Source organism: Rhodosalinus sp., from assembly GCF_041685465.1.
Lineage (GTDB): Bacteria > Pseudomonadota > Alphaproteobacteria > Rhodobacterales > Rhodobacteraceae > Rhodosalinus.
Genome location: NZ_JAWLFS010000011.1, coordinates 1 through 23,372, shown reverse-complemented (window position 1 = coordinate 23,372; position 23,372 = coordinate 1). Strand labels below are relative to the sequence as shown.

26 protein-coding genes and 1 riboswitch are annotated in these 23,372 nt (G+C 70.3%); of the genes, 4 read left to right on the top strand and 22 right to left on the bottom strand.

Features of this window, described 5'->3' with window-relative positions:
* From ACESL7_RS01695 to miaB, 14 genes are all read right to left on the bottom strand, one after another.
* Nucleotides 1-1,263: 30S ribosomal protein S1 (locus ACESL7_RS01695; protein WP_372890812.1), on the bottom strand; the 1,263-nt coding region annotated here is incomplete at its 3' end.
* A gap of 104 nt (nt 1,264-1,367) precedes the next feature.
* On the bottom strand, nt 1,368-1,742 hold the full coding sequence (locus ACESL7_RS01690; RefSeq protein WP_372890810.1) for a DUF4168 domain-containing protein: 375 nt from the start codon (nt 1,740-1,742) through the stop codon (nt 1,368-1,370).
* Between the two features lie 151 nt (nt 1,743-1,893).
* Nucleotides 1,894-2,517 (bottom strand): (d)CMP kinase, encoded by a 624-nt coding sequence (locus tag ACESL7_RS01685; protein ID WP_372890808.1) that lies wholly within the window; start codon nt 2,515-2,517, stop codon nt 1,894-1,896.
* Nucleotides 2,518-2,528: 11 nt separating this feature from the next.
* Nucleotides 2,529-3,008: a hypothetical protein gene (locus ACESL7_RS01680; protein ID WP_372890806.1), complete on the bottom strand. Its 480-nt coding sequence runs from the start codon at nt 3,006-3,008 to the stop codon at nt 2,529-2,531.
* On the bottom strand, nt 3,005-4,363 hold the full coding sequence (gene aroA, locus ACESL7_RS01675; protein WP_372890804.1) for a 3-phosphoshikimate 1-carboxyvinyltransferase: 1,359 nt from the start codon (nt 4,361-4,363) through the stop codon (nt 3,005-3,007). The genes ACESL7_RS01680 and aroA overlap by 4 nt, the downstream gene beginning before the upstream one ends.
* A gap of 125 nt (nt 4,364-4,488) precedes the next feature.
* Nucleotides 4,489-5,241: a tRNA (guanine(46)-N(7))-methyltransferase TrmB gene (trmB, locus tag ACESL7_RS01670; protein WP_372890802.1), complete on the bottom strand. Its 753-nt coding sequence runs from the start codon at nt 5,239-5,241 to the stop codon at nt 4,489-4,491.
* A gap of 55 nt (nt 5,242-5,296) precedes the next feature.
* On the bottom strand, nt 5,297-6,463 hold the full coding sequence (metK, locus tag ACESL7_RS01665) for a methionine adenosyltransferase (protein WP_372890800.1): 1,167 nt from the start codon (nt 6,461-6,463) through the stop codon (nt 5,297-5,299).
* Nucleotides 6,464-6,469: 6 nt separating this feature from the next.
* A riboswitch (SAM-SAH riboswitch) is annotated at nt 6,470-6,518 on the bottom strand.
* Nucleotides 6,519-6,560: 42 nt separating this feature from the next.
* The gene (gene lnt, locus ACESL7_RS01660; RefSeq protein ID WP_372890798.1) at nt 6,561-8,081 is read right to left on the bottom strand and encodes an apolipoprotein N-acyltransferase; all 1,521 of its coding nucleotides are present in this window, start codon (nt 8,079-8,081) and stop codon (nt 6,561-6,563) included.
* Complete coding sequence (locus ACESL7_RS01655; RefSeq protein ID WP_372890797.1) at nt 8,074-8,964, bottom strand: hemolysin family protein; 891 nt, start codon at nt 8,962-8,964, stop codon at nt 8,074-8,076. The genes lnt and ACESL7_RS01655 overlap by 8 nt, the downstream gene beginning before the upstream one ends.
* 35 nt (nt 8,965-8,999) lie before the next feature.
* Complete coding sequence (ybeY, locus tag ACESL7_RS01650) at nt 9,000-9,518, bottom strand: rRNA maturation RNase YbeY (protein WP_372890795.1); 519 nt, start codon at nt 9,516-9,518, stop codon at nt 9,000-9,002.
* A complete protein-coding gene (locus ACESL7_RS01645; RefSeq protein ID WP_372890793.1) occupies nt 9,496-10,461 on the bottom strand; it encodes a PhoH family protein in 966 nt (321 codons plus the stop codon). Before ACESL7_RS01645 ends, ybeY begins: the two co-directional genes overlap by 23 nt.
* A 136-nt stretch (nt 10,462-10,597) precedes the next feature.
* On the bottom strand, nt 10,598-10,894 hold the full coding sequence (locus ACESL7_RS01640) for a hypothetical protein (protein WP_372890790.1): 297 nt from the start codon (nt 10,892-10,894) through the stop codon (nt 10,598-10,600).
* An 11-nt stretch (nt 10,895-10,905) separates the two neighbouring features.
* Entirely contained in the window at nt 10,906-11,532 is a 627-nt protein-coding gene (locus ACESL7_RS01635) for an OmpA family protein (RefSeq protein ID WP_372890788.1), read from the bottom strand.
* A 201-nt stretch (nt 11,533-11,733) separates the two neighbouring features.
* The gene (miaB, locus tag ACESL7_RS01630; RefSeq protein ID WP_372890786.1) at nt 11,734-13,062 is read right to left on the bottom strand and encodes a tRNA (N6-isopentenyl adenosine(37)-C2)-methylthiotransferase MiaB; all 1,329 of its coding nucleotides are present in this window, start codon (nt 13,060-13,062) and stop codon (nt 11,734-11,736) included.
* 95 nt (nt 13,063-13,157) lie between these two features.
* On the opposite strand from miaB, the gene ACESL7_RS01625 reads away from it, so the two are divergent.
* Nucleotides 13,158-14,027: a glycosyltransferase family protein gene (locus ACESL7_RS01625; RefSeq protein WP_372890784.1), complete on the top strand. Its 870-nt coding sequence runs from the start codon at nt 13,158-13,160 to the stop codon at nt 14,025-14,027.
* Nucleotides 14,028-14,064: 37 nt separating this feature from the next.
* Here ACESL7_RS01625 and ACESL7_RS01620 read toward each other — a convergent pair whose 3' ends face one another.
* Genes ACESL7_RS01620 through fabA form a run of 3 tightly spaced genes read right to left on the bottom strand, consistent with a single transcriptional unit; the run spans nt 14,065 to nt 16,616 of the window.
* Entirely contained in the window at nt 14,065-14,856 is a 792-nt protein-coding gene (locus ACESL7_RS01620; RefSeq protein ID WP_372890782.1) for an enoyl-ACP reductase FabI, read from the bottom strand.
* Between the two features lie 9 nt (nt 14,857-14,865).
* Nucleotides 14,866-16,095 carry a beta-ketoacyl-ACP synthase I gene (gene fabB / locus ACESL7_RS01615; protein ID WP_372890780.1) on the bottom strand — a complete coding sequence of 410 codons (1,230 nt, stop codon included), beginning with the start codon at nt 16,093-16,095 and terminating at the stop codon, nt 14,866-14,868.
* A gap of 14 nt (nt 16,096-16,109) precedes the next feature.
* Complete coding sequence (gene fabA, locus ACESL7_RS01610; RefSeq protein ID WP_372890778.1) at nt 16,110-16,616, bottom strand: bifunctional 3-hydroxydecanoyl-ACP dehydratase/trans-2-decenoyl-ACP isomerase; 507 nt, start codon at nt 16,614-16,616, stop codon at nt 16,110-16,112.
* 173 nt (nt 16,617-16,789) lie between these two features.
* Between fabA and irrA the strand changes: the two genes are divergently transcribed.
* Both irrA and ACESL7_RS01600 read left to right on the top strand, forming a co-directional pair.
* Entirely contained in the window at nt 16,790-17,206 is a 417-nt protein-coding gene (gene irrA, locus ACESL7_RS01605; RefSeq protein ID WP_372890776.1) for an iron response transcriptional regulator IrrA, read from the top strand.
* Nucleotides 17,207-17,517: 311 nt separating this feature from the next.
* Nucleotides 17,518-18,789: an acyl-CoA dehydrogenase family protein gene (locus ACESL7_RS01600; protein ID WP_372890774.1), complete on the top strand. Its 1,272-nt coding sequence runs from the start codon at nt 17,518-17,520 to the stop codon at nt 18,787-18,789.
* 194 nt (nt 18,790-18,983) lie between these two features.
* On the opposite strand, the gene ACESL7_RS01595 is transcribed toward ACESL7_RS01600, so the two are convergent.
* The 3 genes from ACESL7_RS01595 to ACESL7_RS01585 all read right to left on the bottom strand — a co-directional run bounded on the left by ACESL7_RS01595 (nt 18,984) and on the right by ACESL7_RS01585 (nt 20,903).
* The gene (locus ACESL7_RS01595) at nt 18,984-19,658 is read right to left on the bottom strand and encodes a GntR family transcriptional regulator (RefSeq protein ID WP_372890773.1); all 675 of its coding nucleotides are present in this window, start codon (nt 19,656-19,658) and stop codon (nt 18,984-18,986) included.
* Nucleotides 19,651-20,382 (bottom strand): GntR family transcriptional regulator, encoded by a 732-nt coding sequence (locus ACESL7_RS01590; RefSeq protein ID WP_372890772.1) that lies wholly within the window; start codon nt 20,380-20,382, stop codon nt 19,651-19,653. Before ACESL7_RS01590 ends, ACESL7_RS01595 begins: the two co-directional genes overlap by 8 nt.
* Before the next feature lie 62 nt (nt 20,383-20,444).
* Nucleotides 20,445-20,903: a DUF3237 domain-containing protein gene (locus ACESL7_RS01585; RefSeq protein ID WP_372890770.1), complete on the bottom strand. Its 459-nt coding sequence runs from the start codon at nt 20,901-20,903 to the stop codon at nt 20,445-20,447.
* A gap of 170 nt (nt 20,904-21,073) precedes the next feature.
* On the opposite strand from ACESL7_RS01585, the gene ACESL7_RS01580 reads away from it, so the two are divergent.
* Nucleotides 21,074-21,814: an SDR family oxidoreductase gene (locus ACESL7_RS01580; protein ID WP_372890768.1), complete on the top strand. Its 741-nt coding sequence runs from the start codon at nt 21,074-21,076 to the stop codon at nt 21,812-21,814.
* 20 nt (nt 21,815-21,834) lie between these two features.
* Here the strand turns inward: ACESL7_RS01580 and ACESL7_RS01575 are convergent, their stop codons facing one another.
* Nucleotides 21,835-22,599 carry an acetoacetate decarboxylase family protein gene (locus tag ACESL7_RS01575; RefSeq protein WP_372890766.1) on the bottom strand — a complete coding sequence of 255 codons (765 nt, stop codon included), beginning with the start codon at nt 22,597-22,599 and terminating at the stop codon, nt 21,835-21,837.
* 559 nt (nt 22,600-23,158) lie between these two features.
* Nucleotides 23,159-23,362, bottom strand: a complete 204-nt coding sequence (locus tag ACESL7_RS01570; protein WP_372890814.1) for an EAL domain-containing protein — start codon at nt 23,360-23,362, stop codon at nt 23,159-23,161.
* Between the last annotated feature and the right edge of the window lie 10 nt (nt 23,363-23,372).

Here is a 23,372-nt window from a genome sequence, read left to right as displayed (position 1 = left end):
GGTGATGTTCTTGACCTCGCCCTCGACCTCGGTACCCGTCGGATGCGTCTCGGCGAAGACCTCCCACGGGTTGCGCATGGTCTGCTTGAGCCCGAGCGAAACGCGGCGCTTGGCCTGGTCGATCTCGAGCACCATGACCTCGACCTCCTGGGAGGTGGAGACGATCTTGCCCGGATGGACGTTCTTCTTCGTCCAGCTCATCTCGGAGACGTGCACGAGGCCCTCGACCCCCGGCTCCAGCTCCACGAAGGCGCCGTAGTCGGTGATGTTGGTCACGCGGCCGGTGTGCACCGAGCCCAGCGGATACTTCGCGGCCACCAGATCCCAGGGATCCTCCTGCAGCTGCTTCATGCCGAGGCTGATGCGGTGGGTCTCCTTGTTGATCTTGATGACCTGGACCTTCACCGTCTCGCCGATCGACACGATCTCGGAGGGGTGGTTCACCCGGCGCCATGCCATGTCGGTGACGTGCAGCAGACCGTCCACGCCGCCCAGATCCACGAAGGCACCGTATTCGGTGATGTTCTTCACCACGCCGTCGACGGTCTGGCCCTCGGTCAGGTTGGCGATGACCTCGGCGCGCTGCTCGGCGCGGCTTTCTTCCAGGATCGCGCGGCGCGAGACGACGATGTTGCCGCGGCGGCGGTCCATCTTGAGGATCTGGAAGGGCTGCTTGAGACCCATGAGCGGGCCGGCGTCGCGCACCGGGCGCACGTCGACCTGAGAGCCGGGCAGGAAGGCCACGGCGCCGCCCAGATCGACGGTGAAGCCGCCCTTGACCCGGCCGAAGATCGCGCCCTCGACGCGGGCGTCGTCGGCGTAGGCCTTCTCCAGACGGTCCCAGGCCGCCTCGCGGCGGGCCATCTCGCGGGAGAGCACCGCCTCGCCGCGCGCGTTCTCGGAGGAGCGCAGGTAGACCTCGACCTCGTCGCCGACGGAGATGTCGGGCGCTTCGCCGGGGCTCGCGAATTCCTTGAGTTCGACGCGGCCTTCCATCTTGTAGCCGACGTCGATGATGGCCTGTCCCGCCTCGATGGCGATGACCCGGCCCCGGACGACCGACCCCTCGGTCGGCGTGTCCATTTCGAGGCTTTCGTTCAGGAGGGCCTCGAACTCCTCCATGCTAGCGTTTTGAGCCATGTGGCTGTGCGTTTCCTTCGTTTCGGTTTCTCTGGCCTGACGGTTGGGTCCGCCGGTCTTCCGTTTCGCCGGGCGGCTCGGGCCAACACCAAACAGGGGCAGGATCGCTCCGCCCCCGCGCACGTCCTGCGATGTCGTCCGCACTCCTACCGGATAGGTAGACGCCCTTACCGCCGCCGCGCCGGGAAATCAAGCCTTCGGACCCCCCGACGCGACAGATGCGCCTGTCACTGGGCGCCCTGATCCATCTCTTCCATGCGCGTGACGATGCGCGCCTGAAGGTCCTGATCTTCCGCGGCCGCCTCCGCGATGGCCTCGTAATCCTCGAGCGTCAGGCCGTCGGTGCCCTCGATCGCGTCGACGATCTCCGCGTTGGCCTCTTCGATGATCGCGCTCTGCTCGTCCTCGCTCTCGGCCTGCTGAAGCTGCGGGACATACTGCTCGCGCAGGTTCATCACCTCGAGATAGGCCACGGTAAAGGCTTCGATCTGCTCGCCGCTGTAGTCCGCCGCGCTCTGGGCCGCGGCGCTTTGCGCGGAAAGGGCTGTCACCGCGAGGCCGAAGGCCATGGTCGTGGCGGTCAGGGTTTTTCTGAGGGGCATGTGTCCTCCATTAGACAGGGTCTCGGTGCGCGCCGTCCGTCGCTCGCACGGCGCACACGTAGCACCCCCTGCGCGCGACGCAAACCGATGCGCGGGAGACTGCCGAGCGCAGGAACGCCCCGCGCACCGGCCCCGCGCGCGCAACGGCGGGTCAGCCGGCGCCGCAGCCCGGATGCCGTGCCTCCACCTCGGCGACGGCGCGGGTCACGGCCGCCGCGACGTCAAGCTCCGTGGTGTCGATGCGCACCGCGTCCCCGGCCGCGCACATCGGTGCGTCGGTCCGGCCCGCGTCGCGGGCGTCCCGCGCACGGATGTCGGCCAGAACCTCGTCGAAGCTCGTCGCATGGCCGCCCGCCGCGAGTTCCCTGAACCGGCGCGCGGCGCGGGTCTCGGCCGCGGCGGTGACGAAGAGCTTCACCGGCGCATCGGGGCAGATCACCGTGCCGATGTCGCGCCCGTCGAGCACCGCCCCCCCCTCGCGCGTGGCGAAGGCGCGCTGGAAATCGACGAGCGCGGCGCGCACCTCCGGGATCGCCGCCACCTTCGAGGCTGCCTCCGCAGCCTCCGGGCCGCGCAAGCCCTCGGCCTCCAGATCCGCGGCGCGAAGCGCGCGCGCCGCCGCCACCGGATCCTCGCCGTCGAGCATCCGCCGCCCCACGGCACGATAGAGAAGCCCGGTGTCGAGATATCCGAGACCGAAGCGCGCGGCGAGCGCGCGGCCGATCGTGCCCTTGCCGCTCGCCGCCGGCCCGTCCACCGCGATCGTCAGTGTCATGTCCGTCTCCCTCAGCGCCGCCGCCACACCGCCCAGAGAAGGGCGAGCGACATGACGAGCAACGCGTATTTGCCTTGCGTGACCGCGCTCGCCCCCTCGGCCATGGCCGGCGTCACGCGCTCCGGCCCGGCCTCTATCATCGCCCGCACGCGCGCATTCTCCCAGAGATCGGCGGCACTGTAGAGCAGGGGGAGCGGCGCGAGCCACGGCCGCCCGAGCCGCCAGAGGAGCGCGGCCAGGAGCACGCCGAGCATGATCGGAAACGCCGTGTCGAGCGCGCCCACGGGCCCGAGGCGCAGGTGCTGCCCCGCCTCGCTCAACGCCGCGAGATAGGCCTCCGCCGCCGCGTGATCGTAGCCGAGCGGGCGAACGTCGAAGGGCGGCAGCCCCCCGGCCTCCTGCGTCAGCCGCACGACGCCGAACCAGAGCAGCGCGGCATAGACCGCCCCGGTCGCAGCCGCGAGCCCGAGGAGCGCACGGCGCGCGCTCATGCCGCGACGTGCTCCGTCGCCATGTCAGCGCCCAGACCGCGCATCAGGGGCAGGAAATCGGGAAAGGAGGTGGCGATCGGCGCGGCGTCGTCCACCGTCACCGGCGCCCGCGCGGCGAGGCCGAGCACGAGGAAGGACATGGCGATGCGGTGGTCGAGCCGGCTCGCCACGGTGGCGCCGCCCGCGACGCCGCCCGCGCCGCGGCCGTGGACGATCCACCAGTCCTCGCCCTCCTCCACCGCGACGCCGCAGGCGCGCAGCCCCTCGGCCATGGCGGCGATGCGGTCGCTCTCCTTCACGCGAAGCTCGCCGACGCCGCGCATCACCGTCGGCCCCTCGGCGCAGGCGGCCACGGCGGCGAGCACCGGGTATTCGTCGATCATCGCGGCCGCGCGCGCGGGCGGCACCTCTGTGCCGCGCAGCCCGGGCGAGAAGCGCGCGACGAGATCGGCCACAGGCTCGCCCCCTTCCTCGCGCCGGTCCTCGAAGGCGAGATCCGCGCCCATCTCGCGCAGCGTCTCGTAAAGCCCCGCGCGCGTCGGGTTGAGCCCGATGCCCGGCACGCGCACCTCGGAGCCCTCCGCGATCAGCGCCGCGCAGACCGGGAAGGCCGCGCTCGAGGGATCGCGCGGCACGGCGAGCGTCTGCGCGACGAGTTCCGGCTGGCCGGTCAGCGTGACCACCCTCCCCTCCTCGGCGTCCTCCACCGCGACCTCGGCGCCGAAGCCCGCCAGCATGCGCTCGGTGTGATCGCGCGTCGCCTCCGCCTCGATCACCACCGTCCGCCCCGGGGCGTTCAGCCCGGCGAGAAGGACCGCGGATTTCACCTGCGCCGAGGGCACGGGCAGCGTGTAGCGCACCGGCACCGGGTCCCGCGCGCCCACCACCGTCATCGGCAGCCGCCCGCCCGCGCGGCCGACCGCCTGCGCCCCGAACAGCGCGAGCGGGTCGGTCACCCGCGCCATCGGCCGGCCGACGAGGCTCGCGTCGCCGGTGAAGGTGGCGGCAATCGGGCTGGTCGCCATGGCCCCCATCACGAGGCGCACGCCGGTGCCGGAGTTGCCGCAGTCGATCACCCGGTCGGGCTCGGCGAAGCCGCCGACGCCCACGCCGTGCACGCGCCAGCGCCCGGGCCCGTCGCGCATGACCTCGGCGCCGAAGGCGCGCATGGCCTCGGCGGTGCGCAGCACGTCCTCGCCCTCCAGAAGCCCCGTGATGCGCGTCTCGCCCACGGCAAGCGCGCCGAGGATCAGCGCGCGGTGGCTCACCGACTTGTCGCCGGGAATCTCCGCCGTGCCGACGAGCGCCGCGCCGGCGCGGGCGGTCATCGGCTGGCGCGTCTCGCCTGCGGACATGCGGCCTCCCTCGTGATCGCCGCCCTCGATAGCCGAGGGGGCGGGAGCCGTCCAGCACCGCGGATCGCGGGGCGGTTTTTCGTACGAAAAACCGCCCCGGCGCGGGCCATGCATCCGTCGCGCGCTCAGGCTTCGGGAGATTTTTCGGACGAAAAATCTCCCTCCGCGGACCTGCGGCGGAAGGTCAGGTAATGCGGCCGCCGCCCCTCGCGCAGCGCCTTGCGCTCGTAGCGGGTCGGAATCCAGTCGTCCCACGCCGCGCGCCAGTCGGCGGGCCGCTCGGCGAGCCAGTCGAAGCCGTGGCGCGGCACCTGCTCCAGCGTCTGGCGGACGTAGTCGGGAATGTCCGTGGCGATCCGGAGCTCCGCGCCGGGCGCCATCACACGCGCCAGCGGCGCGAGGTGCTCGGGCGTCACGAAGCGGCGGCGGTGGTGCTTCGCCTTGGGCCAGGGGTCGGGGTAAAGCACGAAGGCCCGCGCGATGGACCCCGCGGGCAGCACGTCGAGCAGGTCGCGCACGTCGCCCGCGTGCAGACGGATATTCGTCGCCCCCGCGTGCCGGATCTTGCCCAGCGCGGCGGCCACGCCGTTCACGTAGGGCTCCGCGCCGAGGAGGCCGACGTCCGGGCGGCGCGTCGCCTGGTGCACCATGTGCTCGCCCGCGCCGAAGCCCACCTCGAGCCAGACCGGCGCGTCCCCGAAGAGCGCGCCGAGGTCGAGGGGCCGGCGCTCCGGGTTCTCCTCGCGGCCGACCGGCCCCGGCGCGAGGCGTGGCAGATCCTCCTCCAGCCAGCGGCGCTGGTTGGGCTTGAGGGGCTTGCCGTGGAGGCGGCCGTAGAAGTTGCGCCAGGGCGCGCTGGGAGTCTCGTCGCGGCTCATGCGCGGCGGTCTAGCCGCGGCGGCCGCGGCGCGCAACGCGCCGCGGCGCTCGACCTCACAGGGCCTTCTTCAGCGCCTCGGCGAGATCCGTGCGCTCCCAGGAGAAGCCGCCGTCGGCCTCGGGCTCGCGGCCGAAATGGCCGTAGGCGGCGGTGCGGGTGTAGATCGGCCGGTCGAGGCCCAGATGCTCGCGGATGCCGCGCGGCGTGAGCTCCATCACCTGCGGGATCGCGCGTTCGATCACCGCGTCGTCCACCTGCCCCGTGCCGTGGGTGTCGATGTAGATCGAGAGTGGCCGCGCCACGCCGATGGCGTAGGAGAGCTGCAGCGTGCAGCGCCGGGCGAGGCCCGCGGCGACCACGTTCTTCGCCAGATAACGCGCGGCATAGGCCGCCGAGCGGTCCACCTTGGTCGGATCCTTGCCGGAGAAGGCACCGCCCCCGTGCGGCGCCGCGCCGCCGTAGGTGTCCACGATGATCTTGCGGCCTGTCAGCCCCGCGTCGCCGTCCGGGCCGCCGATCACGAAGGTGCCCGTGGGGTTCACCCACCACTCGGTCTTGTCGGTGATCCACTCGGCCGGCAGCACGTCGCGGATGTAGGGCTCCACGATGGCGCGGATGTCGTCGGAGGTCTGCCCCTCGTGGGCGTGCTGCGTCGAGAGCACCACCTGCAGCACCTCGACCGGGCGGCCGTCCTCGTAGCGCACGGTGAGCTGGCTCTTGGCGTCGGGGCGCAGTTCGGGCTCGCGGCCGGATTTGCGCGCCTCCGACAGGCGGCGCAGGATCTTGTGCGCGTACTGGATTGGCGCCGGCATCAGCTCGGGCGTCTCGTCCACGGCGTAGCCGAACATGATGCCCTGGTCGCCGGCGCCGTCCCTGTTCACGCCCTGGGCGATGTGGGCGGACTGTTCGTGCAGGAAGTTCAGCACGTGGCAAGTGTTCCAGTGGAACTTCTCCTGCTCGTAGCCGATGTCCTTGATGCAGTCGCGCGCGACCTGGCCGAAGCGGCCCATGTAGTTCTTGAGAAGCTCGGGATCGGAGAGGCCGACCTCGCCGCCGATCACCACGAGGCCCGTTGTCGCGAAGGTCTCGCAGGCGACGCGGGCGTTGGGCTCCTCCGCGAGAAGCGTGTCGAGGATCGCGTCCGAGATGCGGTCACAGACCTTGTCGGGGTGGCCCTCCGAGACGGACTCGGAGGTGAAGATGTAGTCGCCGCGTGCCATGGGAAGTGCTCCATTGAGGTTGTCCCGCCACGCCAGGAAGCCGTTGTGACGGTCGTTTGTGTGTGACGCTCCTGCCTAGAGCGCGCTCGACGAAAGGTCAACGCCTGCCCGCACGGCGGCCTGCGGCGGCGAGGCCCAGAAGCACCACCATCGCCGCGGCCGCGGGCCAGCCACCGGTGCGCGCGTAGAGGGTGGGCGGCAGAGCGGCCGGGATCGCGGCATCGACGTAGCCCGCCTCGCCGAGCGGGATCGTCTCCCCCAGCCCGCCGCGCGCGTCGATCACCGCCGAGACGCCGGTGTTGGCCGCGCGCAGGACCGGCACGCCCTGCTCCACCGCGCGGAGCCGCGCCTGCGCAAGGTGCTGGTAGGGTCCCGAGAAGGTGCCGAACCACGCGTCGTTCGTCAGGTGCAGCAGCATCGCGGGCCGCTCCGGCGCGCCGGCGGCGTCCTCCGGGAAGACGGCCTCGTAGCAGATGAGCGGCAGCGCGCGGCCGAGCGCCCCGAGGTCCAGCGTGCGCGGCCCGGGCCCCGGGGTGTAGCCCGCCTCCGCCCGCACGGCGAGGCCCGCGATGCCGAGCCGGTCCCAGAACGCCGGAAAGGGCATGTATTCACCGAAGGGCACGAGGTGATGCTTGTCGTAGACGTCCCGCGCTTCGCCCTCGGGACCGATCAGCACGGCGGAATTGTAGAAGCGTCCCGCCTCTCCGCGCTGGATGCCGAGCACCACGGGCGCGCCGCCGGCCGCGTCGGCGATATGGGCGAGCGGCTGTTCGGAACGCTCCAGAAGCCCCGGCAGCGCCGTCTCGGGCCACAGGATCAGGTCCGGCCGCGGCGCCGCCATCGTGTAACCCACCTGCCGGGCGTAGAAGACGGGGATGCGGTCCGGGTCCCATTTCTCCTGCTGCGGCGCGTTGGGCTGGACGAGGCGCACGGTCTCCGACCGCGGATCGGGAGCCGCCTGCATGTCCCGCGCAAGCCCTCCCGCCCAGAGCACGGCGACGCCGGCCGCGAGCGCGGCGGCCCCGACGACACGCCGCCCGCCGGACCAGAGCGCCGCCGGCAGCAGCGCGACCGCCAGCGTGGCGAGGTTCAGCCCGTGCGGCCCGATCCAGGCCGCCCATTGCATCGGGGCCGTCCCGATCCAGGCGTGCGCCGGCATCGCCCAGGGAAAGCCCGTGAAGAGATGCGCCCGCACGAGTTCGGCCAGGGCGAGAAGCGCGGCGAGCCCGGCGAGCCCGAGCCGCGCCCGCGCCGCCGCCCAGCCCGCGAGCGCCCAGAAGAGCGAAAGCCCGGTTGCCATCAGGAAGAGCGCGAAGGGCGCCATCCAGCCGTAGAGCTCCGGCTCGACGGCGAAGGGCTCGACGATCCAGTGCAGCGCCACGGCGAAATAGCCGGTGGCGAAAAGAAACGCCGTCCATCCCGCGGCGCGCGGGCTCGGCGCCGCCTGCCAGAGCATCGCCAGCACGGCGAGGCCGACCACCGTCGCCGGCCAGATCCCGAAGGGCGCAAGGCCCAGCGCCGCGGCGGCGCCGGCCGCGGGTGCGGCAATCAGCCGCAGCGCCACCGCCCGCCGCGGCCACGCGGCCGCGCGGGCCGCGGTCGCGCCATCGTCAGACATCGGGTGTTTCGGGCACGCGGATGCGCAGACGCTTGATCCGGCGGGGATCGGCGTCCACCACCTCGAATTCGACGGCGGTGGGGTGCTCGACCACCTCGCCGCGCGCGGGCACACGGCCCGAGAGCATGAAGACGAGCCCGCCGAGCGTGTCGATCTCCTCGGAGTCGATGCCTTCGGCGCCGGAAAGATCGATGCCGATTTCCTGCTCGAACTCCTCGACGGTGGTGCGCGCCTGCGCCAGGTAACACCCTGCCTTCTCGCGCACCCAGAGCGCGTCCTCGTCGGTGTCGTGCTCGTCCTCGATCTCGCCCACGACCTGCTCGATCAGGTCCTCGATCGTCAGCAGGCCGTCCACGCCGCCGTATTCGTCGATCACCAGCGCCATGTGCCGCCGCTCGGACTGCATCTTCGTGAGCAGCACGCCGATCGGCATGGAGGGGGGCACGTAGAGCAGCGGGCGCAGCAGGGCCCCGATGTCGACGTCCTGTCCGTCGCCGTTGAAGCCGTGCTTCAGCGCGAAGTCCTTGAGGTGCAGCATCCCCACCGGCGTGTCGAGCGTGCCGTGATAGACCGGCAGCCGCGTCAGCCCGCTTTCGCGGAAGACGCCCACCAGTTCGTCGCGGGTCACGCTGTCGGGGATGGCCACGATCTCGGCCTTGGGGATGGCCACGTCCTCGACGCGCAGGCGCCGCAGGTTCACGAGACCGTGGGTCTGGCGCCGGTCGGCCGGCGTGCCGTCGGCGCCCTCTTCATCCGGGGTGTCCTCGTCGCCCGCCGGGTTGAGCGCATCGAGGAGCCGCCGCCAGAGGCCGCCGTCGGGTGATTGGGGGGGATCGTCCTGCGCGCCGTGCGCCGCGCTAGACGAATCGTCGCTTCCGTCCATCTCTCTCGTTCCAGATCGCGGCCTCGGGGCCGCCGCTACGAATATGGGTCAGGGAGCCCCAGTTTGCCAAGTATCTCCGCCTCGAGCCGCTCCATCCGTGCCGCATCGGCCTCGGTCTCGTGATCGTGGCCCAGAAGATGCAGAATCCCGTGCACGATCAGATGCGTCGCATGGTCGCCGAGCGACTTGCCCGCCGCCTCCGCCTCGCGCGCGCAGGTCTCGAAGGCGAGCGCCACGTCGCCGAGTTCGGGCTCGGCCGGATCGGGGGCCGCGGGGGCCGCGCCGGGGGTCCCGGGTGCGCGGTCCTCCGAGGGCCAGCTGAGCACGTTCGTGGGCCGCGGCTTGGCCCGGAAGGTCGCGTTCAGGTCGGTGATGCGCGCGTCCGAGCAGCCGAGCACCGCGATCTCCCAGTCGGCAGGGCCGAGCCCGAGATGCACGAGCGTCGCCGCCGCCGCGCGGTCCGCCAGACGGGGCAAATCCACCTCTGCCCAGCGCGGATCCTCGACGAGCGTCTCGACGCCCGCCGCCGCCTCAGCCGGACGCATCGGCGTCATAGGCATCGATGATGGCGGCCACGAGAGGGTGGCGCACCACGTCCCGGGCGGTGAAGTAGTTGAAGGAAACGCCCGGCACCGCGCCGAGGATGCGCTCGGCCTCGCGCAGGCCCGAGGCGATGCCGCGCGGCAGGTCGACCTGGCTGCGATCCCCGGTGACGACCATCCGCGACCCCTCGCCCAGCCGGGTCAGGAACATCTTCATCTGCATCGAGGTGGCGTTCTGCGCCTCGTCCAGCACCACGAAGGCGTTCGACAGCGTCCGCCCCCGCATGAAGGCGAGCGGCGCGATCTCGATCGTCTTTTCCTCCATCAGCCGCGCGGCCTGCTTGCCGGGCAGGAAGTCGTTCAGCGCGTCGTAAAGCGGCTGCATGTAGGGATCGACCTTCTCGCGCATGTCGCCGGGCAGGAAGCCCAGCCGCTCGCCCGCTTCCACCGCCGGGCGCGAGAGGATCAGCCGGTCCACCCGGCCGGCGAGATACATCGAGACGCCCACCGCGACCGCGAGATAGGTCTTGCCGGTGCCCGCCGGGCCGATGCCGAAGGCGAGCTCGTTGCGGAAAAGTGCGCCGACATAGGCGCGCTGCGCATCGGTACGCGGCTCCACGAGCTTCTTGCGCGTCTTGATCTCGACCGGGCCGGCGCCGAACATCTCGAGCTGACCGCCCTGCCCCTGTCCGGTGCGGAGTTCGCGGTCGACATCGGCACGCTCGACACTGCGACCCTGTTCGAGGCGGCGGTAAAGCGATTCGAGCACCTCGACCGCCTCCTGCCGGGCCGCCTCCTCCCCGATCACGGCCAGCTGGTTGCCACGGCGCATGATCTGGACGTCGAGCTTGGTCTCTATCTCCGCGAGATGGCGGTCGTGTTCGCCGCAGAGGTCGATGAGAAGCCGGTTGTCGGGAAATTCGACGAGCGCCTCGGTCAGGGTGCCTGTGCTCACGCGGGTCTCCTCAGGCGGGACTTTCGCGCAGGGTGCCAAGCCGCGCGCCGCGATGCAACAACGCACGCCGTGACACGCGGGCCGCCCGGGTTGGTCCCGGACAGCCTTTCGGGAACCCGGACCGCGCCCGGCCCGATCAGAGCACGTCCGGAATGGACGAGCCCTCCTTGAAGGGGCCCGTGGCGACGCCCGGCGGTGCGACACCCGAACACACGGGTTCGCCGTAGCGATCCAGCCGGCGGGCCATGTAGCCCTCCACACCGTCGTCGGCGATCCAGTTGTCGCATCCCTGCGGATCGACCCAGACGCCCCACTCCAGTTCCGACAGGTTCTTGGCGTCGACGCCGCCGTCGCGCGACTTGTCGGGGCCCACCGAGCAGGCGGCGAGCGTGGCCGCGGCCGTGGCGAGAACGGCGAATCTGACGATTTTCATGGTGTTTCCCCTCAGCGCACGCACAGGATTTCGACGCGGCGGTTCTGCGCCATGCCCTCGGCGGTGTCGTTGGTGGCGCGCGGCTGCCGCTCTCCGTACCCGCGCACGTCGATCACCCGCGCCCCGGCGTCGAGGGCGACCTCGGCCACGGAGTTCGCGCGGCGCTGGGAAAGCCGCATGTTGTACTCGTCCGAAGCACGCGAGTCGGTATGACCGGCAATGATGTAACCGAAGGCGGTCGCCTCATCGAAGAACTCGCGCAGCCGCTCGCGCCCGGACTGGCCGATATGCCAGCGGTCGGTGGCGAAGAACTGATCCGTGTTCATCACCCCGCACACGTTGATCTCGCGGCAGACGGGCGTGCCGTCGGGGCGGACGTTCGCCACCGCGTAGCCTTCGGCCCCGTCGTCCATGACCCAGACCTCGCAGCCGTCGGGCGTGACGGAGATGCCGGGGGTGTACCGTTCTCCCCGCACGACCCGCTGCTGCTGTGTCGCGATCACCGGCGCGCCGTCCACGGCGCGCGCGCCCTCCGCCTGATCCGCCTGCGCACCTGCGGCACCGCCGAGGACGCTCGCCAGCGTCAGCGCGACCCCGGCGGCCGCCCCACGCAGGCTTGCTGCTTGTCTGTTGGCCACGGCCCCTGTCCCTTTCGTTACGACTTTCCCGAACGCCCGGGCGATCGTCCTGCCCGAACGCAGCTTCGTCAAAAGTTTAACAAAGCCGCGCGCGCTGTGAAGGAAAAACAGCCCATCCGGCCGCCAGCAGGTGCCGGGAAACGCATTATCGGCAAAATGGAAACGATTCGACGGGGCGAAGCGCGCAGGCCGCGCGGCCGGTCAGGTCTCGGCGATGATGCCGGACAGCGAATTGCGATGGCTCTCGGTCACGCGCACGCGCGCGATCCGCCCTGCCTCGGCGCGCGGGTCCTCGACATGGACGGCGTGCAGATACTCGGACTTGCCGGCCATCTGCCCCGGAAAGCGCCCCGGCTTCTCGAAGAGGACCGAGACCTCGTGCCCCACCATGGCGTCCTGCACCGCGCGCTGCTGGCGCCCGAGCAGGGCCTGCAGGCGCTCGAGCCGCTCCTGCGCCTCGGCCGGATCGACCTGCGCGCGCTCGGTCGCGGGCGTGCCCGGCCGCGGCGAATACTTGAACGAGAAGGCGTAGCCGTAGTTGACCGCTTCCACGAGATCGAGCGTCGCGCGGAAGTCCTCTTCCGTCTCCTCCGGGAAGCCCACGATGAAATCGCCCGAGATCAGGATATCGGGCCGCGCGGCGCGGATGCGCTCGATCAGGCGGACGTAGCTCTCGGCGGTGTGCTTGCGGTTCATCCGCTTGAGGATGCGGTCGCTGCCGGCCTGCACGGGAAGGTGCAGGTAGGGCATGAGCTTGTCGCAGTCGCCGTGCGCCGCGATCAGGTCATCGTCCATGTCGTTGGGATGCGAGGTGGTGTAGCGGATGCGCTCCAGCCCCTCGACCTCGGCGAGCGCGCGTACGAGGCGCGCGAGCGACCATTCGCCCCCCTTCGGCCCCTCGCCGTGGTAGGCGTTGACGTTCTGGCCGAGCAGCGTGACCTCACGCACGCCGCGCGCCACCAGATCGCGCGCCTCCGCGAGCACGCGGGCGGCGGGCCGGCTGACCTCCGCGCCGCGGGTATAGGGCACCACGCAGAAGGCGCAGAACTTGTCACAGCCCTCCTGCACGGTGAGAAAGGCCGTCGGCCCGCGCATGGCCTTCGGCCGTTTCGGCAGATGGTCGAACTTGTCCTCGGCCGGGAACTCCGTCTCGACCGCGCGGCCGCCGTCGCGCAGCTTCGCCTCGAGCGCGGGCAGGCGGTGGTAGCTCTGCGGCCCGATCACAAGGTCGACCATCGGCTGCCGGCGCATCATCTCCTCGCCCTCGGCCTGCGCGACGCAGCCCGCCACGCCGATCTTCAGGTCGGGGCGCGCGGCCTTGAGCGGCTTGAAGCGGCCGAGCTCGGAATAGACCTTCTCCGCCGCCTTCTCGCGGATGTGGCAGGTGTTGAGCAGGATCATGTCCGCGTCGTCCGGGCTGTCGGTGGTGACATACCCCGCCGGCGCGAGCGCCTCGGCCATGCGCTCGCTGTCGTAGACGTTCATCTGACAGCCGTAGGTCCGGACGTAGAGTTTGCGCGGCTCGGTCATCTGGGGCTCCTGTTCGCCCCGCGTCTCTAGCGCGGACGGGGCCGCTCTTGCAATGTGGCGCGGGCTGGACGAGCGTCGCCGCCGGAGGGTCAGGGATGCACTACGACGGGCTGGAGGATTTCCTGCGCCGCGGCCGCGCGGCGCTGGCGCGGGGGCCGGTGGCGGTGATCCTCGCCGAGGACGGCGTCGCGCTCGACACGACGCTGCGCCACCATCAGCAACAAGGCTTCCGCGCGCTGCTCTGCCTGATGCCCGACGAGATCGCCCTCGCGCCCGACCTCGTGGAAAGCGTCCACCGCATCCGCCACGACCCCTGGGCGAAGGGCGCGCTGCGCCGCGCGGTGGATCGGCTGACCGACGCCGCGCCCGGCACGTGGTTCTTCTACTGCTACAACGCCGAGTTCCTCTTCTATCCCTTCTGCGAGACGCGCACGGTGGGCGAGATGCTCACCTTCCACGCCGAGGAGCGGCGCGACGCGATGCTGACCTTCGTCGTGGACCTCTACGCGCCCGATCTGGCGGAGGCGCCCAACGCCGTCTCGCTCGACGACGCGATGCTGGACCGCACGGGCTACTACGCGCTCGCCCGCCCCGACCCGGCCAACCACGACCACCCGAAGGAGCGCCAGCTCGACTTCTTCGGCGGGCTGCGCTGGCGCTTCGAGGAGCATGTGCCCCCCGACCGGCGCAAGATCGACCGCGTCGGGCTCTTCCGCGCGAAGCCGGGGCTCAGGCTGCGGGCCGATCACACCTTCTCGGACGAGGAATACAACACCTACGCCTGCCCCTGGCACAACAACCTGACGGCGGCGGTGGCGAGCTTCCGCACGGCGAAGGCGCTGCGCGCGAACCCCGGCTCGCGCGACGCGATCGCGAGCTTCCGCTGGCGCAACTCCGTGCCCTTCGAGTGGCACTCCCGCCAGTTGCTGGACCTCGGGCTGATGGAGCCCGGGCAGTGGTTCTGAGCGCGGCGGGCGGCCGGCGAGGCCGAGGCGCGTGGCGTCAGAGGTTCTCGATCTGCGGCATCCCGAGGACGTGAAAGCCGCCGTCGACATGCACGATCTCGCCCGTCGTGCAGGCGCCCGCGTCGGACGCGAGCCAGACCGCCGTGCCGCCCACCGCCTCCAGCGTGGCGTTGGCGCGCAGCGGCGCGTTCATCCCGGTGTGCTTGTAGGTGCGCCGCGCGCCGCCGATCGCGGCGCCGGCGAGCGTCTTCATCGGCCCGGGCGACAGCGCGTTCACGCGGATGCCCTCGGGGCCGAGATCGTTGGCGAGGTAGCGCGTCGCCGCCTCAAGCGCGGCCTTGGCGACGCCCATCACGTTGTAGCTCGGCACGACGCGGTTGGAGCCCTGGTAGGTCAGCGTCATCAGCGCGCCTCCCTGCTCCGCCATCAGCGGCTGCGCGCGCCGCGCCACGTCGATGAAGGAATAGGCCGAGATGTCCAGCGAGTGCTTGAAGTTGTCGCGGGTCGTGTTGATGAAGCGACCCGTCAGCTCCGACTTGTCGGAATAGGCGATGGCATGCACCACGAAGTCGATCGTGGGCCAGCGCGCGGCGAGCGCCGCGAAGGCCGCGTCCATCGCCGCGTCGTCGGTCACGTCGCAATCGACGAGGAGGTCCGAGCCCACCGAGGCGGCCAGCGGTTCGACCCGCTTGCCGAAGGCCTCCCCCTGGTAGGTGAAGGCGAGCTCCGCGCCCGCCGCGTGCATGGCCTGCGCGATGCCCCAGGCAATCGAGCGGTCGTTGGCGACGCCCATGATCAGACCGCGTTTGCCCGTAAGCTGCCCTGCCATCGCCCGTCCCTACCCGTGATACTTGCTCAGCAGCATCGCGCCGTTCGTGCCGCCGAAGCCGAAGCTGTTGGTCATGACCGTGTCGAGCCCGGCGTCGTCCACCCGCGCGGTCGCGATCTCGCCCGGGGTAATCCCCGGATCGAGGGTCTCGACGTTGATCGAGGGCGCGATGAAATCGTGCTCCAGCATCAGGAGGCTGTAGATCGCCTCCTGCGCGCCGGTGGCGCCCTGGCTGTGGCCGGTCATCGACTTGGTGGAGCTTATGAGTGGCGTCGACCCCGCGCCCCAGATGCGGCGCACGGCCTCCACTTCGCCCACGTCGCCGACGGGTGTCGAGGTGCCGTGCGCATTGATGTAGCCCACGCGCCGGTCCTCCGGCAGCGTCTGGAGCGCAAGGCGCATGGCCCGCTCGCCGCCCTCTCCGCTGGGCGCCACCATGTCGTGGCCGTCCGACGTGGCGCCGTAGCCCGTCACCTCGGCGTAGATCTTCGCGCCGCGCGCCTTCGCGCGCTCCAGATCCTCGAGCACCACGATACCGCCGCCGCCCGAGATCACGAAGCCGTCGCGGTCCGCGTCGAAGGCGCGGGAGGCCCGCTCGGGCGTGTCGTTGAACTTCGCGCTCATCGCGCCCATCGCGTCGAAGAGGCACGACAGCGTCCAGTCGAGCTCCTCCCCGCCGCCGGCGAACATCAGGTCCTGCTTGCCCATCATGATCTGCTCGGCCGCATTGCCGATGCAGTGCAGCGAGGTCGAGCAGGCCGAGGTGATCGAGTAGTTGATCCCCTTGATGCTGAACGCCGTGGCGAGGTTGGCGCTGATCGTCGAGGACATGCACTTCGGCACCGCGAAGGGGCCGATGCGCTTCGGGCTGCCCTTCTCGAGGACCGTCTGATGCGCGGCGAGCATCGCGGAGGTGGACGGCCCGCCCGAGCCGGCGATGAGCCCCGAGCGCTCGTTGACGATGTCGGCCTCCGCGAGGCCCGCATCGGCGATCGCCTGAGTCATGGCGATATGCGCATAAGCCGCGCCCGGCCCCATGAAGCGCAGCGTGCGCTTGTCGACGTGATCGCTCACGTCGATGTCGAGGGCGCCGGCCACCTGGCTGCGGAAGCCGTGCTCCTTCATCTGATCGTTGGCAGTGATACCGGAGCGGCCCGCGCGCAGGGACGCGAGAACCTCGTCGGCGGTCGTCCCGATGGACGAGACGATGCCGAGCCCCGTGACGACGACGCGGCGCATTGGGTCGTCCTCCTTCAGTCGCTGAAAAGCCCGACCTTCATGTCCGTGGCGGTGTAGATTTCCTTGCCGTCGGCCAGCATCCGGCCGTTCGACAGCCCCAGCTTGAGCTTGCGGTCGATGACACGGGTGAAATCGACGATGTAGGTCACGAGCCTCGTCGCCGGCGTGACCATGTCGGTGAACTTTACCTCGCCGACGCCGAGCGCCCGGCCCCGGCCCGGCATCCCCCGCCAGCCGAGGTTGAAGCCGGTGAGTTGCCACATCGCGTCGAGCCCGAGGCAGCCGGGCATCACCGGATCGCCGGGGAAATGACACTGGAAGAACCAGAGGTCCGGCGTGATGTCGAGTTCGGCCACGACATGGCCCTTGCCGTGCGTGCCGCCGTCGGCGGAAATCTCGGTCACGCGGTCCATCATCAGCATTGGCGGCTCGGGCAGCTGCGCGTTGCCGGGGCCGAAAAGCTCCCCCCGCGCGCACTGCAGCAGACCCTCCTTGTCGAAACTGGTCTGATCGTCCGCCATTCGGGCGCACTCCTCGGTCGTGGACGGCGTGTCGGGCTGGCTCTATCACCGGCCCGACACGTCCTGCAAGTGCGTGCACCTTGCCGCACCGCGATGCGAAACCGGCCGCTTTGACATTGAAACGTGAGGCGCGCGCACTCTATATTGCGCGCATGGAGGAAAGGCCGAACGCGATGACCCCCGAAGCGATGGACCGTGGCGGCACATGGCTGGCCCGCGCGGGCGTGCGCCCGACTCGGCAGCGACTGACGCTGGCTGCGCTTCTCGTGGGCGACGGCGACAACCGTCACGTCACTGCCGAAAGCCTCTTCGCCGACGTGCAGAAGAGCGGCGAGAAGGTGTCGCTCGCCACCGTCTACAACACGCTCCGCGCCTTCTGCGCCGCCGGTCTCATGAAGGAGATCACGGTGGACGGGTCCAAGAGCTACTTCGACACGAACATCCACGACCACCCGCATTTCTTCTGGGAAGACGACGGCCGCCTCTCGGACGCGCCCTCGGACGAGCTCGAGATCCGGCAGCTGCCGAGCGCGCCGGAGGGTGCAGAGATCGCCAAGGTGGACGTGGTGATCCGACTTCGCCGTCGCTGAGAGCGCGGGCGCCCTGCCCCGGATGCCCGCCGCGGGATGAGCCTGCCCGGCGTTTGGTAACAGATCACCGGGCGGCGTCGTCGCGGCTTGCCCGTTTCCCGCGAAAGTCATGTCGTTCAAGGCCTGAAAGCCGCGTCGCGGACCCCACGATTCCGCCCGACCCCCGCAGGTCCGTGGGCAGAGGTGCGGCCGTGCCAGGGCCCGTCGCCATCGTCTCGCGTCCTTGCCAGTGGGCGGCCCCCTCCCTGGCATCGCCCGCAAGGCCAAGACGCGGCGCGAGATGCGCCGGCCATCCAGCGGAGAGCCAGCGCATGATCCCACCGAAATCCGCCCGTGTCGAAGAACTCGAAGCGCGCCTCGAGGCGTTCATGGAGGAGCACATCTACCCCGCCGAGGCGCGCTTCTACCGCGAATCCGAGGAGATCGGGCCCTGGGGCGTGCAGCCGGTGGTCGAGGAACTGAAACCGCTGGCGAAGAAGGCGGGCCTCTGGAACCTGTTCCTGCCCGAGTCGGACCACGGCGCCGGGCTCAGCAACCTCGAATACGCGCCGCTCTGCGAGATCATGGGCCGCTCGCACCTTGCACCGGAGGTCTTCAACTGCGCCGCGCCCGACACCGGCAACATGGAGGTGATCGAGCGCTACGGCACCGACGAGCACAAGACGCAATGGCTCGAGCCGCTGCTCGCGGGCGAGATCCGCTCGTCCTTCGCGATGACCGAGCCCGACGTCGCCTCCTCGGATGCCAAGAACATCTCGAGCTCCATCGTGCGCGACGGCGACGACTACGTCATCAACGGGCGCAAGTGGTACACCACCGGCGCGACCGACCCGCGCTGCAGGATCATCATCTTCATGGGCAAGACCGACCCCGAGGCGGACCCCTACCGCCAGCAGTCGATGATCCTTGTCCCCAGGGACACGCCGGGGGTGAAGGTGATCCGCGCGCTGCCGGTCTTCGGCTTCTACGGCGTGCCCGACCGCTCGGCAGAGGTGCATTTCGAGAACGTGCGCGTGCCGGCCTCGAACATGCTTCTGGGCGAGGGGCGCGGCTTCGAGATCGCGCAGGGGCGCCTCGGGCCGGGGCGCATCCACCACTGCATGCGGCTGATCGGGCTGGCCGAGCGGACGCTCTCGAAGATGTGCCTGCGCACCTCCGAGCGCGAGACCTTCGGCAAGCCCGTGTCAGAGCGCAGCGTCACCCGCGAGCGCGTGGCCGAGGCGCGCATCATGATCGAGCAGTCGCGGCTTCTCACCCTGCACGCCGCGCACAAGATGGACACCCAGGGCAACAAGGAGGCCCGCGCCGAGATCGCGATGATCAAGATCGCCGTGCCCAACATGGCCTGCCAGGTGACGGACTGGGCGATCCAGGCCTTCGGCGGCGGCGGCACCTCGAACGATTTCGGCCTCGCCTCCGCCTACGCCACCGCGCGGCTCCTGCGCCTCGCCGACGGCCCCGACGAGGTGCACCGCGACCAGCTCGCCCGCATCGAGATGAAACGCCAGCGACAGGCAAACGACGCGGGCGGCGTCCGCAACTGGGGCCCCGCCCTCACCCCGCGCGCGCTCGGCCAGGGGTGAGCGGCGAAGGGGCAGGCGCAGGCGCTTCTCCCTGCCTCTCGCCGGTCGCTCGTCGCGGGCGCGGCGTCAGGGCGTCTGTCCGCGCTGCGCCCCGCCAGGACCCATGCGGTGCGTGCGCTCGACCGGCGAAGAGGCCCGCAAGGGCCGATGAGCGTCCGGCGCGCCATGTCGGCTCCGTCGAGGCCCCGGCCGGATCACCCGTCCCGGGCGAAGGGGAAGGGCGTGACGAAAACCTCGTCGAGCCGTTCGATCAGGCTCCGGACATGGGCACGGGCCGCCGCCTCGGCGCCATCCTCGTCGCCGCCGAGGACAGCGGCACCGATCCGCCGGTAGGCCTCCGCCCGGCGCTCGGGGTCGATCACCAGGCGGTTGCGCACGAGGTGCACCTGAAGGTTCGACAGGATGCGCTCCAGCTCCCTGTTGTCGGCGATCCGTGTCATGGCCCGGTAGAAACGGCTGCGCAGCCGTGCGAATTCAAGAGGATCAGGCGCGTGCTGCGGCGTCATCAGCGGCGCCAGCGCCGCCTCGAAGCTGTCACGGGCGCCCGGCAAGTCGATCTTCGCCGCCGCCTGGCGCGCCGCCAGCCCGACGATCACCTCGGTGATCAGCAGCATGTTCAGCGCCTCGCTCTTCGAGGGCTGCCTGATCCGCGCCCCGCGCTGGTGCTGCGCCTCGACGATGCCCTGCGCGGAGAGCCGGTTCACCGCCTCGCGCACCGTTCCACGGCTGACGCCATAGTGCTCGGCCAGATTGGGCTCGACCAGCCGCTGGCCCGCGACGTAGCGGCCCTCGTAGAGCCCGCGGATGATGTCACGCACGATCGCCTCGGACGAACTCACCGCGCGACGCTGCGTGCCCTTCTCAGGCAACGCTCCGCTCCCGGTCGCCACGCAGGAAGGCCGCCTCGGGGAGGCGCGAGAGCGTCATGCGGGTGCGGCGGATGTGCAGCCGTGTCATGCGCTCGGCCCGCGTCGCGTCGCCCGAGAGGACCGCGTCGGTGATGCGCTCGTATTCCTTGAACTGCCTGGCCCGGTCCTCCTGCGAGACGCGCTGCTGGAACTGCAGCCGCAGGAGGTGAATCTGCATGAGCGGCATCGCGCGCTTCAGTTCCTCGTTGCCGCCGGCCTGCAACAGCACGTCGTAGTAGTGCCGGCGGGCTTCCATGAAGTCCACGCTGTCGCCCTGATCGCGGAAGACCATCAGCGCCTCGTGCGCCGCGCGGAACGCGTCGCGCCAGCCGCCGCGCCGCATGGCGTAGGTGGCGAGCTTCGCCGTGAGCCCGGTGATCACTTCCAGCACGGTGAGCATGTCGATGACCTCTTTCCGGGTGAGCGCACGCACGTAGGCGCCCCGGTTCTGGCTGAGCGTCACGACGCCCTCGGCTGCCAGAAGCTTCAGCGCCTCGCGCACCGGACCCCGGCTGACGTTGAGCGAATGGGTCAGGTCGGCCTCCACCAGCCGCTGGCCGGGCACCAGCCAGCCGGACCGGATGCCCGACAGGATCGCGTCAACCACGACGTCGGGAGAGCTCTTGCTCCTCCGGCGCGCCGCGTCCTGGTCCGTCCTTTCGTCGCGCTTGCGGTTCTCGGTCACTGATCTGTCGTTCCCATCCTCGATCGCCTCCCGTGCGCCTCTCTGACGCGGCGGACGCCTCACTACAAGACTTCGTAGACATGATAGCGTGGCCCCTCGGCCAGCCGTTCCCCGACGCCCACGGCGACCAGCCGGTTGAGCCAGAGGTAGTCCCCATGCGCGGTCTCGAACCGGGGAAGTATGCGGAAATAGTACTCGGACGACTCGACCGCGTCGCCCGCCGCGAGGCGCGACATCACGTCCTCCGGGCCATGGCGCATCCCCGAATATGCGACATGGACAAGTGCGCCGTCGTCGGTACGCACCGTCAGCCGCACGTCGAGCGTCAGCACCCCGTCGGGCCGGGTCGCCGCCCAGTCCCCGCCGAAGGGCAGGATCTTCCCCGAGAGGCGGTCGCCTGCGACCGTGCCACCGGCCACGGGCACGATCTTGCGGTCACCGGCCGGCGTCTCACCCAGTCGCTGCGCCGCGCCCAGCCGTGCCGTGAGCACGCAAAGCGGCCGCAGGCTCAGCGGCAGCATTCCGGGTCCTGTGACCGTGGCCTCGTGCATCTCCGACCCTCCGTGTCGAGAATGAAATGTATCAGATCATCCGACAAAATGAACGACAATATTGACAGACAATTTCTTACTCCGCAGGCTTCCGTCGAGGCCGCCGACGCCCGGCAGTCGATCCGAAGGGAGCATGCAGAATGTCGATCCTCGTGACCGGCGGAACCAAGGGGATCGGGCTCGAGGTCGCCCGAGGCTTCGCCCGGCCCGGCGAAAAGGTCTTTCTGAACTACCACGGCGACGACGCAGCCGCGGTATCCGCCCGCGACGAGATCGAGGGCCTCGGCGCCGAGGTCACTCTGATCAAGGCCGACGCGGGCACGCCGGAAGGCTGCGCCGCGGTCGCCGAGGCCGTGCGCGCGGTCACGGACGGACTCGATCAGGTGGTGCATTGCGCGGTGGACGCCTACGCGGCCCCGGCCCTGGAGGCCGACCCACACCGCTTCGCGCAGGCCGTGCTCACCAATGGCGCCTCCATCCTCTTCCTCGTGCAGGCCGTGCTGAAGCTTCTCGGCCGCGGCAGCACCGTCTTTTTCCTGACCAGCCGTGGCGGGCGCATCGTGGTCGAGAACTACGCCGCCATCGGCGCCGGCAAGGCGATGTCGGAATGCCTCGTGCGCTACCTCGCGACCGAGCTCGCGCCCCATGGCATCCGTGCGAACTGCATCGCGCCCTCTATCGTCGAGACCGACGCGGTGCGCGCGCTCTTCGGCGACAAGGTCCCGGCGCTCATGCAGCACTCGAGCGAGTCGAACCCCTCGGGCCGCGCGGTGGAGGGTCGCGACTATACCGCGCTGATGAAGTTCCTCGCCTCGCCCGAAGCCGAGTACGTCACCGGACAGGTGATCTTCGTGAACGGCGGCGCGAACCTGAGCGCCTGAGAGCGGCACCCGCCGGGCCCTCACAGGTAGTCGTGCACGACGCGCCCGGGCCCATGCTCGAACTCCACGCGGGCGAAGGTCGCGCCGGTCAGGCGCTCCGGCCGCAACAGATAAAGCGGATCCGCCGTGCTCATCGCATCGAAGGTGAGCGCCGGCCGGCCCGTGAAGAGCATGGCCGCACCTGCCGCGTCGCGGCAGAGGCGCGCATGTCCATCGATGCGCACGAGCTGCGCCAGAGCGGGCCGCACCCCGTCGGCGTCCGGCACCAGTTTGAGCAGCAGTGTCGGCAGTCCCGGCGCCACCGGCTCGGGCGCGACCGCATCCACCGTCATCCCGACGCGCATCAGGGCCTGCCCCGCCGGCCGCTCCACCGTGGCCAGCAGACCCTCCGTGTAGACGCCACCCGTCTCGCCCCAGCTTCGCGTCATCCGCGCCATCTTCTTCGGCGCGCCCCAGAGCTCGCGCCCGGCGGCGAGAGCGCTGTCGTTGTCGACATAGGCCATCAGAAGGAAGCGGAACTCCTCCCCCCTGAAGCGCACCGCCGCGGTGACATAGGCCTCGTGATAAGGCCCGTGGACGGAAAACGGGGACCAGCGGAACTTTGCCTGACAGGAAACGGGGTCGTCCGCCGGCTCGACGTCCCGCGGGAGAAAAGGCGCGACGCCCGCGGCGGGCACCTCGAACCCGACGACGAGATCTTCGACACCACGGTAAACATGCGGAAACCGCGGGTAAAGCCGGGCGTCCGTCCACGGCAGCCCCGCATCCTCGAAGCCGAACGTCATGACTGCCCTCCTCCGACTTCGCCGCCTCTGCGTCGCGATGCGACTCGTCGTTGCTGCCCTCTACCCGGCCATGCCGCCCAAGCGGTGCCTGCAGCAAGCGGGTAGATCGTACAACAATATCGTGCAACACAAATCCGCGCCATCAAAGTCGATGTCCGGCGAAACGATGACCGACGAACCATGCCCGATTCCGGGTGATGCAACCTGATCAGGCGGCGCGGTTTTCGGTGCCGTTCACGGCGACGCCGTCGGCGGGATTGAACCTTCGATGACGAAAGGCAACCGCTTCGCGCGCTTGGCTCGCCGCCACGTCCTGGTGGCAGCCGGAACGACCTCTGAAGACCATCCACGTCCACCGCCCGGAGGTCCCCGAGACGCGGCCGAAGGCTTGTGACTGGCGCTGGGGAGGTGGGACATGAAGGATGTCACATCCCGGAGCCGCTTCGGGACAATGCACCCGGCAGACATGCAGTCCGGACAGCAGCGATCGACGCGCCAAAGGCGACCCCACAAGCCCTTTCTATCATCGTGCAAAAACCCGCGCTGATGTGACCCCGGATCAGGGGGGGCAATCGTGATTTAGAGCCGCCGGGCGTCCATAAAGGAAACCTTGAAGCGTTTCACATCCCTTGATCCGGAGCCATTCTGCCTGCTCGGCCAGCTCCACGCCTTCCGCGACCACGTGCAGGCCCAGTTCTGCGGCAAGGTTTATCGTGGCCTTCACGATCGCAGCGTCCTGGTGGCGGTGTGGAAGTCCGGATATGAAGCTGCGG

Coding starts and splice junctions, on each gene's coding strand:
- ACESL7_RS01620 (WP_372890782.1), bottom strand. CDS start 14,856: ATGGCAGGGCAGCTTACGGGCAAACGCGGTCTGATCATGGGCGTCGCC.
- ACESL7_RS01575 (WP_372890766.1), bottom strand. CDS start 22,599: ATGACGTTCGGCTTCGAGGATGCGGGGCTGCCGTGGACGGACGCCCGG.
- ACESL7_RS01685 (WP_372890808.1), bottom strand. CDS start 2,517: ATGACACTGACGATCGCGGTGGACGGGCCGGCGGCGAGCGGCAAGGGC.
- ACESL7_RS01585 (WP_372890770.1), bottom strand. CDS start 20,903: ATGCTGCCGCTGAGCCTGCGGCCGCTTTGCGTGCTCACGGCACGGCTG.
- ACESL7_RS01690 (WP_372890810.1), bottom strand. CDS start 1,742: ATGCCCCTCAGAAAAACCCTGACCGCCACGACCATGGCCTTCGGCCTC.
- ACESL7_RS01655 (WP_372890797.1), bottom strand. CDS start 8,964: ATGGACGGAAGCGACGATTCGTCTAGCGCGGCGCACGGCGCGCAGGAC.
- ACESL7_RS01600 (WP_372890774.1), top strand. CDS start 17,518: ATGATCCCACCGAAATCCGCCCGTGTCGAAGAACTCGAAGCGCGCCTC.
- ybeY (WP_372890795.1), bottom strand. CDS start 9,518: ATGACGCCGATGCGTCCGGCTGAGGCGGCGGCGGGCGTCGAGACGCTC.
- lnt (WP_372890798.1), bottom strand. CDS start 8,081: ATGTCTGACGATGGCGCGACCGCGGCCCGCGCGGCCGCGTGGCCGCGG.
- ACESL7_RS01640 (WP_372890790.1), bottom strand. CDS start 10,894: ATGAAAATCGTCAGATTCGCCGTTCTCGCCACGGCCGCGGCCACGCTC.
- miaB (WP_372890786.1), bottom strand. CDS start 13,062: ATGACCGAGCCGCGCAAACTCTACGTCCGGACCTACGGCTGTCAGATG.
- fabB (WP_372890780.1), bottom strand. CDS start 16,095: ATGCGCCGCGTCGTCGTCACGGGGCTCGGCATCGTCTCGTCCATCGGG.
- aroA (WP_372890804.1), bottom strand. CDS start 4,363: ATGTCCGCAGGCGAGACGCGCCAGCCGATGACCGCCCGCGCCGGCGCG.
- trmB (WP_372890802.1), bottom strand. CDS start 5,241: ATGAGCCGCGACGAGACTCCCAGCGCGCCCTGGCGCAACTTCTACGGC.
- metK (WP_372890800.1), bottom strand. CDS start 6,463: ATGGCACGCGGCGACTACATCTTCACCTCCGAGTCCGTCTCGGAGGGC.
- irrA (WP_372890776.1), top strand. CDS start 16,790: ATGACCCCCGAAGCGATGGACCGTGGCGGCACATGGCTGGCCCGCGCG.
- ACESL7_RS01625 (WP_372890784.1), top strand. CDS start 13,158: ATGCACTACGACGGGCTGGAGGATTTCCTGCGCCGCGGCCGCGCGGCG.
- ACESL7_RS01680 (WP_372890806.1), bottom strand. CDS start 3,008: ATGAGCGCGCGCCGTGCGCTCCTCGGGCTCGCGGCTGCGACCGGGGCG.
- ACESL7_RS01580 (WP_372890768.1), top strand. CDS start 21,074: ATGTCGATCCTCGTGACCGGCGGAACCAAGGGGATCGGGCTCGAGGTC.
- fabA (WP_372890778.1), bottom strand. CDS start 16,616: ATGGCGGACGATCAGACCAGTTTCGACAAGGAGGGTCTGCTGCAGTGC.